At 33.5% G+C, this 10,176-nt stretch carries 10 protein-coding genes, 6 tRNA genes and 1 rRNA gene; 5 read left to right on the top strand and 12 right to left on the bottom strand.

The genetic code is table 11. From position 1 onward, the window contains the following. Positions 1–421: 421 nt before the first annotated feature. The 9 genes from hypE to P8V03_RS18395 form a co-directional block, all read right to left on the bottom strand. Positions 422–1,423, bottom strand: a complete 1,002-nt coding sequence (gene hypE / locus P8V03_RS18435; protein WP_318799288.1) for a hydrogenase expression/formation protein HypE — start codon at positions 1,421–1,423, stop codon at positions 422–424. A gap of 15 nt (positions 1,424–1,438) precedes the next feature. Continuing rightward, on the bottom strand, positions 1,439–2,506 hold the full coding sequence (gene hypD / locus P8V03_RS18430) for a hydrogenase formation protein HypD (protein ID WP_318799286.1): 1,068 nt from the start codon (positions 2,504–2,506) through the stop codon (positions 1,439–1,441). A gap of 34 nt (positions 2,507–2,540) precedes the next feature. Then, positions 2,541–2,747, bottom strand: a complete 207-nt coding sequence (locus tag P8V03_RS18425; RefSeq protein ID WP_318799285.1) for a HypC/HybG/HupF family hydrogenase formation chaperone — start codon at positions 2,745–2,747, stop codon at positions 2,541–2,543. Further along, positions 2,710–5,094, bottom strand: coding sequence for a carbamoyltransferase HypF (hypF, locus tag P8V03_RS18420; protein WP_318799284.1), 2,385 nt, complete (start codon positions 5,092–5,094; stop codon positions 2,710–2,712). The genes P8V03_RS18425 and hypF overlap by 38 nt, the downstream gene beginning before the upstream one ends. Before the next feature lie 12 nt (positions 5,095–5,106). Next, complete coding sequence (locus P8V03_RS18415; RefSeq protein ID WP_261673601.1) at positions 5,107–5,358, bottom strand: hypothetical protein; 252 nt, start codon at positions 5,356–5,358, stop codon at positions 5,107–5,109. 13 nt (positions 5,359–5,371) lie between these two features. Then, positions 5,372–5,797, bottom strand: a complete 426-nt coding sequence (locus P8V03_RS18410) for a cytochrome b5 domain-containing protein (protein WP_318799283.1) — start codon at positions 5,795–5,797, stop codon at positions 5,372–5,374. A gap of 164 nt (positions 5,798–5,961) precedes the next feature. Further along, entirely contained in the window at positions 5,962–6,414 is a 453-nt protein-coding gene (locus tag P8V03_RS18405) for a hydrogenase maturation protease (RefSeq protein WP_318799282.1), read from the bottom strand. Next, the gene (locus P8V03_RS18400) at positions 6,411–7,805 is read right to left on the bottom strand and encodes a nickel-dependent hydrogenase large subunit (protein ID WP_318799281.1); all 1,395 of its coding nucleotides are present in this window, start codon (positions 7,803–7,805) and stop codon (positions 6,411–6,413) included. Before P8V03_RS18400 ends, P8V03_RS18405 begins: the two co-directional genes overlap by 4 nt. Before the next feature lie 8 nt (positions 7,806–7,813). Further along, positions 7,814–8,689, bottom strand: coding sequence for a hydrogenase small subunit (locus tag P8V03_RS18395; RefSeq protein ID WP_428978992.1), 876 nt, complete (start codon positions 8,687–8,689; stop codon positions 7,814–7,816). A gap of 263 nt (positions 8,690–8,952) precedes the next feature. Between P8V03_RS18395 and P8V03_RS18390 the strand changes: the two genes are divergently transcribed. From P8V03_RS18390 to P8V03_RS18370, 5 genes are all read left to right on the top strand, one after another. Then, positions 8,953–9,026: transfer RNA gene (locus P8V03_RS18390), tRNA-Gly, on the top strand. Positions 9,027–9,032: 6 nt separating this feature from the next. Next, positions 9,033–9,109, top strand: a tRNA-Arg gene (locus P8V03_RS18385). Between the two features lie 5 nt (positions 9,110–9,114). Further along, positions 9,115–9,190: transfer RNA gene (locus tag P8V03_RS18380), tRNA-Pro, on the top strand. A gap of 7 nt (positions 9,191–9,197) precedes the next feature. After that, positions 9,198–9,272, top strand: a tRNA-Gln gene (locus tag P8V03_RS18375). A 3-nt stretch (positions 9,273–9,275) separates the two neighbouring features. Further along, positions 9,276–9,351, top strand: a tRNA-Lys gene (locus P8V03_RS18370). A 37-nt stretch (positions 9,352–9,388) separates the two neighbouring features. Here the strand turns inward: P8V03_RS18370 and P8V03_RS18365 are convergent. From P8V03_RS18365 to rrf, 3 genes are all read right to left on the bottom strand, one after another. Beyond that, entirely contained in the window at positions 9,389–9,649 is a 261-nt protein-coding gene (locus P8V03_RS18365; protein ID WP_318799280.1) for a hypothetical protein, read from the bottom strand. Positions 9,650–9,889: 240 nt separating this feature from the next. After that, a tRNA-Glu gene (locus P8V03_RS18360) sits at positions 9,890–9,964 on the bottom strand. A 9-nt stretch (positions 9,965–9,973) separates the two neighbouring features. Further along, a 5S ribosomal RNA gene (gene rrf, locus P8V03_RS18355) occupies positions 9,974–10,090 on the bottom strand. Between the last annotated feature and the right edge of the window lie 86 nt (positions 10,091–10,176).

The raw sequence follows: 10,176 nt of genomic DNA, 5'->3' as shown, positions 1-10,176 counted from the left end.
ATATAGGTTATCATTTCTATCTTGCTTTGTCAATAAGATTTTTAATATTTTTTATTTTCAATCTTTCTTGACAGCTTTTATATAATATCATAAACAATTACTTAATGTCAACAACATTTTGATATTAAGTTTTTTGCTTATTTGCCGCTCATTAAGCGACGAATGTTATCTTATCATTTTTTACTTTATAGGTTATAAGGCTAATATTAAATTATTTAAGATTAACTTGATATCCCTCAACATTCCTCACCTATACTATATGTTAGCTATGTAGACACACCAGACTCAGTTTCTATGCATAAACTTATCAAGCTGTTAGGGTAAGTAATTTCGAGGAGTTGAAACTACTTACCAAACTCAGTGTGGAGAATTATTTAAGATTTTTCATGACTTTAGACCTTAGTAACTTGTGTAGAACCTTTTAACATATCCTAGGCAGCATTGCCCCTTCTAAGGTATTTAATATCCGTTTACCACCAAGATAATTTTCTATATATACTTTTAGGCTGGCTTCCTGGTCGAAATTTCCAATTATATTTGCATCTTTACAACCTTCTAAACTTCTGATTCTATTTAATACTTTTTCAGCATATAGCTTATTTACTACAAGTACCATTCTGCCTTCGCAGGCCATATACAAAGGGTCTAAACCGAGCATTTCATTCATAGCTTTTACTTCTCTGCTAACTGGTATTTTCTCCTCAATTAGCCTTACTCCAAGTCCTGCCAACTCAGCTAACTCATTTAATATTGTAACCAATCCACCTCTTGTAGGATCTTTCATAATTTTTATATAGGGATAGAGATCTTGAATGTTTTCTGTAATTCCATTAAGTGGATTACAATCACTTTTAAAATTACCTTTAACTTTTATATCATATCTCTGGATTGCTATGGCTGTTCCATGCTCACCAATAGTTCCTGTTACAATAATTTGATCTCCTGATTCAATAGTTTTCATTTTATAGTTAGATTCTATAATACCTACTCCGCTGGTATTTATAAAAATTCCATCTACACTACCTTTCTCAACAACCTTCGTATCACCAGTTATAATATTGACTCCTGCTCTTGTACAAGTATCTCCCATAGATCTAACAATAGCCTCCAGTTTGTCAATAGGAAACCCTTCTTCAATTATGAATGAAGCACTTAAATACAAAGGTTTGGCTCCAGATACAGCTAAATCATTTATAGAACCACAGACAGCGAGTTTTCCAATATCTCCTCCATAAAAAAATATAGGCTTCACTACAAAAGAATCTGTAGTAAAAGCCATTCTTCCTTCATTTACTGAAAATGTCGCTGCATCTATTCCTTCTTCTAGCTTCCTATTTCGAAAATGTCTATAGAATAAATTTTTTATTAATTCATTGGTAAACTTTCCACCATCTCCATGAGCTAGTTTTATAACATCACTCACAATATCACCTCTTAATTATTTAATAAATTCTTGATAAAATACAGAACAAGACCCTTCCTGTGAAATCATACCTGGTCCGTAAGGTGAAGTCGGATTACACTGAATTTTAAAAAGCTTACATTCACTTGGCAACTTTCTTCCTAATAATATTTCACTGCAAAGGCATTGTTCACTTTCATCGTAGATTCCTAGATTTATCTGAAACCTTTTTATAGCATTAAAATTATTGTACATATCTTTGATATTTAATGCCGAATTTTCGATGTTGCCAATGCCACGCCATCTTGCTGAACTTGAATAAAATACCTCGTCCATAATCTTATTGGCAAAAATATTTCCCTGTGAAGTTACACAACTTTTATATAAATTTGCAAAATCCTTTTTTATCCTATCTTTCTGCTGGGTCAAAAAATATATAGCTGCCAGTATATCTTCTGCTTCAAAGCCTGCAACTACTGCTGGAATATTATATTCCTCTGATATAAATTTAAAGTAGTCTGCCCCTTTAACTACTGCAACGTGTCCTGGGCAAATCATACCATCTATCTTATGGGTTTTATCTTCCAATATCTTTCTCAATACGGGTTTCATAGTTTTTAAACCTGTAAAGAATGATAGATTTTCTATTTTTTTATCTTTAGCTATTTTTATAGCAAGTGCTATTAAGGGCGCTGTAATTTCAAAGCCTACTGCTAAAAATACCACTTCCGAATTTTTATTCTCTTCTGCAACTTTAATAGAGTCTAAAGGGGAATAAAGTATTTTTATCTTCTTTCCCTTTTCCTTTTCCTGTACTAAATTCCCCTTGCTTCCCTTTACCTTCATTAAATCTCCAAAGGTTGTTAAAATTACATTATCCCATTTTAAGAGTTCTATAGCATTATCGATATAGTTTTCAGGAGTTACGCACACTGGACAACCAGGTCCTGAAAGTAGAGTTATTTTAGATGAAAATAGCTGCCTTATCCCTAATCTAGATATCGCCTTAGTATGAGTACCGCATACCTCCATTATTTTAAAGTTTTCTACCTTGGATGTTTTTATGACCTTAACAAATCTTTTCACTAACTCCATATTGTTCATATATTTACTTCTCCCAAATAAAAATAAAATTTATTCAAATCTCCCTATATATCTCTACTAAGTAATTAAAATAATTCTCATCTATTTTTTGTATACCACAACCTGCATGAACTAATATGTAATCTCCGACATTTACTTTCTCAATAAGCTGCACATTAACGCTACTCTCTATTCCCATAATATCTATCTTCGCGTAAAGTCCATCAGTATTTAATACTCTTCCTGGTATGGCAAGACACATCTTCTCTTATCCCCTCTTCATTAATAATAGAACTAGCACTAGCTAGCTGCCCAAAGGATATTCCTCCATCATTAGTCGGTATCTTTTTATTGTAAAACACCTCAAAACCTCCATCTAATAATCCGTTATAGATGCCCTTTAGTAGAAATTCATTTTCAAAAACGCCTCCACTTAGTACTACTTTATTAATACCATTTATAGTTCTTATAATACCTACTAGATCACAGGTAGCTCTAATTATTGTATTATGAAACTTAGCGGATATAACCTCTTTTCTTATTCCCTTTTTTAAGTCTCTTATTATTCCTTCTATAATATCCTCATATTGAATCTGCATGGTACCATCTTTCTCATAGATATTATACTCATAACAATCTAGAACCTTACTATCTATGATATTTTCTAACTCTATTGCCCCTTGAGCGTCATAGGTAATGTAATTTCTAATTCCTATTAAAGATGAAACACAATCGAATAACCTTCCTACACTAGAGGTTTTATAACAATTAAAGTTTGCCTCTAATGCACTTTCCACTGCTTCTATTTCTTCAACTAAAGGTTTTTGTAAATGATTCCTACAATATAGGTTTTCAATAAAATCATTTTTACCATACCCAAGAGAATATAGATAGCTAAAAGCACATCTCCAAGGCTCCCTTATAGCTTTATCTCCACCTTGAATATCCACATACTTAAAATGACCAACTCTTTCAAAGGAATTTCTTGTTCCTACTAAAAATTCTCCACCCCAGATAGCTCCATCAGTTCCTAGACCAGTCCCATCATAAATAACACCAATAACCTTTTCTGAAATGTAATTCTCTGCCATACAACTAACCATATGGGCGTAATGGTGTTGAACTAAAATTTTTCTTCCCTTCAATTGCTCTGCAAAATCATTTACTATATAATCAGGATGTAAATCTTGTACAATTATTTGTGGGTTGATATCCAGTAAATTTGATAAATGCTTAAAGACATACTTATAGTTAATGTATGAATTTAAATCCTTCAAATCTCCTGTATATTGGCTTAAATAAACAAAGTCATCTTTAGAAAGTGCAAAGGTATTTTTCTGCTCTGCTCCTAAAGCTGCTATCTGATCTTTTACACCTAGATTCAAGGTATAGGGTGCATATCCCCTTCCACAGCGAATCATAACTTCTTCCCCATTAATCACCTTTACCACAGAGTCATCTACAGGAATTTCAATGTCCCTATTGTGTAGTAAAAAGTAATCTGCAATATGTTCTAACATACATAATGCTTCTTTATTTTTATACTGCATATAGCCACCGCTTATATTAGCACTAGTCATAACTAATATTTCTAAATCCTTCTCAAACAATATATAATGCAAAGGAGTATAAGGAAGCATAGCACCTATTTTTCTCTGCATAGGTGCTATATTTTCAGGTAAAGAACAATTTTCTCTTTTATTTATAAGAACTATCGGTCTCTTATTGTTACTTAAAACATCTTCCTCTACTTTAGATACCATACAATATTTCCTTGCTACAGATAAATCCTTCATCATAACTGCTAAAGGCTTATGAGCTCTTCTCTTTCTGTTACGCAAAACATTTATAGCTGCCTCATTTTTGCCATCACAGACTAAATGAAACCCTCCTATTCCTTTAATTGCAATAATCTTACCCTGCTTTAACAATTTAATAGTTGTCTCCACAGGATCAATGCATTTAATAACCTCTTTTTTATTATTCATAAGTGTAATGGAAGGACCACACTTCCCACAACAATTAGGTTGTGCATGAAACCTTCTACTTAGAGGATTATTATATTCTTCCCTGCACTGATCACACATTTCAAAGGACTTCATTGTTGTACTTTTTCTATCATAGGGAAGTTTTTTTATAATAGAATATCTAGGACCACAGTCTGTACAATTGGTAAAAGCATATCTATATCGATTGTTTTCCAATGTTTTAATATCTTCAACACATCTATGACAAGTTGCTACATCAGTTGAAACAAATTTTACTTTTCCTAAAGCTTCAGTACTCTTTTTTATGGTAAAATCACTATAAATTCTTTTTCCCAAAGCTTTACACTCTATTTTTTCTATATTAGAAAGTTCAGGAGGTTTCTTTACAATGCTTAGCATAAAATTTTTTATATTTTCTTTTGCACCACTAAAATGTATAACAACTATTCCTCCTGCATTGTTAACCCATCCCGTTATAGCAAACTCCTTTGCCTTTTTATAAATAAAAGGCCGAAAGCCCACTCCCTGCACAATACCATATATTTTCAAGGAGTATGATTTATAGCCCTCATTCTCTCTCATCTTCATTCCTGTAATTTTAGAGTGTTTTCCACCTTCCAATAGTTATACTCCTTATTTCTCCCCTTCTATACTATGAAGAATTGCAACTTGACTATCTAGCTGATCTTTTTCCACTATAATATTGGTCCATTCCCCCACTAAACTTTTATTACATTCACGAAGATGTTCATATAAATTAGAAGAGTTTAAATGACTATTTTCATCTACAATTATTGATAATCTTCCAATCCTTTTTATATTATGATTTCTACAAAGCTCCTGTAAGGAAGTGGATATTTTATTTAAAAGTATAGTATCATGCATCTTTAATTCCTCCTTATATTTTTAATCTTCCTACTTTAACAAGATTATTTATAATTTCTGCATTGGCTTTATGGCAACCTGCAAATTCCGAAGTTAAATCTTTCCCTGAATATAATCCAAAATGAGTGCCTCCACCCCATGCACTATTAAGGCTTACATCATATACCACCCCATTAATAGCAACATAGGCAGGTTTTCCTCCAGCGCCACTATATTCCGCTAATTCCTCTAATGTAAACTCCCGTTGTCTGGTTAAATTTATTTTTTCATGCTCTGTCCTACGTTTTTTTTCTAATAACTCCTTTAACCTTCTCTTTTCAATATTCATTAGGTTTATAAAATACTTTCTTCTATATTGACATAGGCTGGAAACAGCCATATACCTGTAGTAACATATCTTGTATTGAATAAATTTAACTGTTTCAAAATGCTTATACATATTCTTCTCCACTATTCACTTTCTCGAAAGAATACCCGCCAATTTATTTTAAAAATAAATGGGGGTATCTTATTTATTAAAACTTATGCTTACTTCCATAGCTTTAGAACTACATAGCATGGCATCTTGCTATTTCAGCAGTAACAAATCTTAATATTTATTAATTATAAATACTTTGATATTAAATAGTTGATAGTTTCTTCAACTTCTATAGAAACATTCTTAAGCTTACTTTCCAAAACTTTACTAAGCCCTAGTTTGAAACTTACACTATTAATCTGTATTCCAATAACAAACCCCTTCAAATTTGTAAAATACAAGTGCAGTAAATCTATTAAGTGGTAACTATGCTGGGTATATCCCTTTTTAAAAGAGTTATATCTACCTATATCATAAGTATTTATTTCTCCTGCAGTACCACCATAAGAAGCTGCATCTATAATCAGAAGCAAATCCTCATCATTTATCATAGATATACAATAATTAAAATCTGTCTCACCAACTATAACCTCTACATTTTTCTCTTCTAACCCGGCCCTTATGTTCTCTATTACAGCAATGGCTATACCATCATCTTCCATCAATGTATTTCCTATAGCTATAACCTTAATACTCATACTAATATCTCTATTTCTATTGGTTCTTGTCCATCACCTATTACATGTGTAGCACAGGATATACAAGGATCGAAGGATCTTATAATTCTACCTGCCTCTACAGGCTGTTTTATATCATTAATTTTTGATCCAATTAGAGACTTCTCCCCCACTCCTGGTGTGCCATTATCATCTTTAGGAGATAGATTCCAAGCTGTAGGGGTGATAATATCATAGTATTTTATAACTTTATTTTTTATCTCTATCCAATGACCTAGTGAGCCCCTTATTGTATCTGTGATTCCCATTCCAAAGGCACTATCCGGAATTTCGTAAATCTGCTGATTTGAAACCTTAAGTTCTACTCTTTCTGTTAGCTTACTCACTATTTCTAATATTTTCTTTGTTTCAAGCACTCTAGCAATATTTCTATCCATACAGGAGTTTCCCCTGGTATAATAACCAGAAATCATCATCCTTGCTAATGGGCCAACCTCCATTGGCAGTCCATTATAGCGAGGTGCTTTTATAAAACTATAGCCGTCGGGTTTTTTTATATTTGCTTCTTCCCCTGTCTTCTCTCTACTGTACCATGAGTATTTTATATGCTCTGTAATTTCTCCTGTATCAAGAGGATACTTTTTATCTAATATGCTAATACCAGGTTGAACATAACTTATCTCTAAATCGGAAGGATATTTATCAAAAAGCCCGTAACTCATAAAATTAGCGTAGGATATACCTTTTTCGAAGTAATCGGGATAATACCTTGAAATTATATCTACATCCTCTATCATATTATTGTCTACAAATTCCTTTATTTCAGCTATTATTGACTTCACCTTTTCTAACTTATAGGAATCTATATTAACTGTAACCCCACCTACAAAAATTCCATGTACATGAGGAGCCTTTCCTCCTAACACTGCTAGCCCTTCATGAGCTAATCTGCTATATTTTATAGCTTTATTATAATGTTCTGCCATTCTCTTATTTAGGCTATCGGGCATTCTAAAATCCGTATATTCCTGAGAATACAGGGGTTTTATATCTGGCATCTTGGCATAGCTTGGTACTGTAAAAAAATAAAACTGTCTTAAATGATTTTGTAAAAAATCAAAGCCATGCATTATATCACGAAGATATAAATCATTTACAGCTACATTAATATTTAGTGCATCTTCGAGAGCCCTAGTAGAGGCTGTTCCATGCGCTATAGAACATATTCCGCATATTCTCTCAGTAAAATAGACTGCATCTAAAGGAGATCTTCCCTTTAGCATCTTTTCAAAGCCTCTATATAGAAGTCCACTGGTTTCTGCTTTTGTTATTATGCTTTCTTCTACTTCTATTTTTATATCTAAAAATCCACTTATCCTTGTAACAGGATCAATTCTAATAATCTTTCCCATATCTCCTCCTAATATCTTACAAAGGGTTCCATACCATCCGGAAAATACTTTTGTGCACAACCAATACAATTGGTATTGTCCTCTACTGGCCAGTTTACATATCCATTCCATTGTCTTCTTGGACAATCAGTTTTCGTAACAGGTCCTCTACATCCAAGCTTAAACATACAACCTTCTTCTCCAAATTTTTTTGCAAATATACCTTTATCAAAAAATCCTCTTCTAGTGCATCTATCATGAATAGTAACTCCGTAAAAAAGCAAAGGTCTGTTATCATTATCCAATTCAGGCAAACCACGAGATACCAGATGTGCTATTGTCCCAACTACCCAATCAGGATGACAAGGGCAACCTGGAAGATTTATAACAGGAGAACTTAAAATTTCCTGAACTCTTTTGCTTCCAGAAGGATTAGGTTTTGCTGCAGAAATCCCCCCATAAGAAGCGCAGGTACCTACTGCTAAAACATATTTTGCTTTTTCTCCTGCCATTTTAACTGCATCAAGTGCCGTAATCCACTTTCCTTTATAATTTGCAATAATATTGTAAAGGCCATTTTCTTTAGTAGATACAGCTCCATCTACTAAAAGTATAAATTCAGTATTCAAAGTGTTTAAAAATTGCTCAAAGGCAGCTTCTCCTTCTGATACCATAAGCATGTTATCGTAGGTCAAATTTATTAAGCTAGTTAAAATATAATTCAAGGACGGATTTTCGCTATTTAAGAATGAGATTGTATTTCCTGAGCATCCTGTAACTTCAAGCCATATAGCATTTAACTTTTTTACTTTCCTATCGTTGATCAGTTCTATAGTTTTTTCTACAAGCTTTTTAGATGTAATTCTCTTTGCTTCATTTAAATCACATTGAAAATTTATAGACAACTTAATTCCTCCTAATTAAAGGTCATTTCATATATATTCAAAAATACATCAATCTATTCGATGGTTAATTCTAAAAGCTTCACATTTAATATTAGATCATATTTGTCTTATAATTTCCTGTAGTTTTATACGAATAAACTTTTTTTAAACAATAGTTGACAAAATACTACACCTTGTTTATAATATATAACTGTGCCCAATAATTATAAGCAAAGCTTAAACATTAAAGGGTATTTAAACTTAATAATTCCAGTATCTTATATGCGGGTGTAACTCAATGGTAGAGTGCTAGCCTTCCAAGCTAGTTACGAGGGTTCGATTCCCTTCACCCGCTCCACTATATGCGTCTTTAGCTCAGTTGGATAGAGCAACGGCCTTCTAAGCCGTGTGCCAGGGGTTCGAATCCCTTAAGACGCACCATATATCGGGGTGTGGCGCAGATGGGAGCGCGCGTGGTTTGGGACCATGAGGTCGCAGGTTCAATCCCTGTCACCCCGACCATTAAAATTGGGATATCGCCAAGCGGTAAGGCACCAGACTTTGACTCTGGCATTCGTAGGTTCAAATCCTGCTATCCCAGCCATCTGGTTCACTAGCTCAGTCGGTAGAGCACATGACTTTTAATCATGGTGTCCGGGGTTCGATTCCCCGGTGAGCCACCAAATAAAAAACTCAACATAAAATGTTGAGTTTTTTTTATTAGTCACAACCTCCTCCTGAATCACAACTACCACTATCACATCCACAATCACAGCTATCTGCACAGCTGTCATTACTGCTAATGCTATCATTGTTATCATAACTATGATTAAGCACACTATAATCATATAAAATACTATTACTAAAGTTACTTGAATCAGATATTCTCTCTCTCTTATTTTTTATTTTTTTATAATTCCTATTTTCTATATATATAATAAGAATTATAAACAATGTCATTGAGAAAAAAATTAAAATCATGATATCCCCCCTTTTAATCATTATACTTCAATGCTAAGTCAACTGCCACTTACCTTACAAGTTATGAACAAAAAAAGATATATTTTACAGGAAGGGATTATACAGGCTACTTCTCATTAGTTCTGCCTAATGATTATGTTAGTGATTTCAAATAAAATACCCAACAAACTATTAAGACAAAAACTATAGTTATCAATATAAAAAAACAGCTTGCAAACATTTATGTTTACAAGCTGTTTATGGTGACCCCTAGGGGAATCGAACCCCTGTTACCACCGTGAAAGGGTGGTGTCTTAACCGCTTGACCAAGGGGCCAAGTTATTTATCTAGCGACGTCCTACTCTTCCACTCAGTCTCCCGAGCAGTACCATCGGCGCTGAGAAGCTTAACCATCGTGTTCGGAATGGGAACGGGTGTTACCTTCTCGCCATAATCACTAGATGTAAAAATTGCTATAAACGACCCATTCTCTGCGTCAAATCCATCGCTGCGGTGCTCATTTACCAACCAGTAAACTCTGCTCCTCG

Origin of the sequence: Clostridium tanneri (genome assembly GCF_033659955.1) — a bacterium.
Lineage (GTDB): Bacteria > Bacillota > Clostridia > Clostridiales > Clostridiaceae > Clostridium_AM > Clostridium_AM tanneri.
This window is presented reverse-complemented; position numbering and strand designations above follow the sequence as displayed.

Excerpts from the sequence above, each read along its gene's own strand:
- hypD (WP_318799286.1), bottom strand. The coding sequence starts at position 2,506 with ATGAACAATATGGAGTTAGTGAAAAGATTTGTTAAGGTCATAAAAACA.
- P8V03_RS18425 (WP_318799285.1), bottom strand. The coding sequence starts at position 2,747 with ATGTGTCTTGCCATACCAGGAAGAGTATTAAATACTGATGGACTTTAC.
- P8V03_RS18415 (WP_261673601.1), bottom strand. The coding sequence starts at position 5,358 with ATGCATGATACTATACTTTTAAATAAAATATCCACTTCCTTACAGGAG.
- P8V03_RS18410 (WP_318799283.1), bottom strand. The coding sequence starts at position 5,797 with ATGTATAAGCATTTTGAAACAGTTAAATTTATTCAATACAAGATATGT.
- P8V03_RS18405 (WP_318799282.1), bottom strand. The coding sequence starts at position 6,414 with ATGAGTATTAAGGTTATAGCTATAGGAAATACATTGATGGAAGATGAT.
- P8V03_RS18400 (WP_318799281.1), bottom strand. The coding sequence starts at position 7,805 with ATGGGAAAGATTATTAGAATTGATCCTGTTACAAGGATAAGTGGATTT.
- P8V03_RS18365 (WP_318799280.1), bottom strand. The coding sequence starts at position 9,649 with ATGATTTTAATTTTTTTCTCAATGACATTGTTTATAATTCTTATTATA.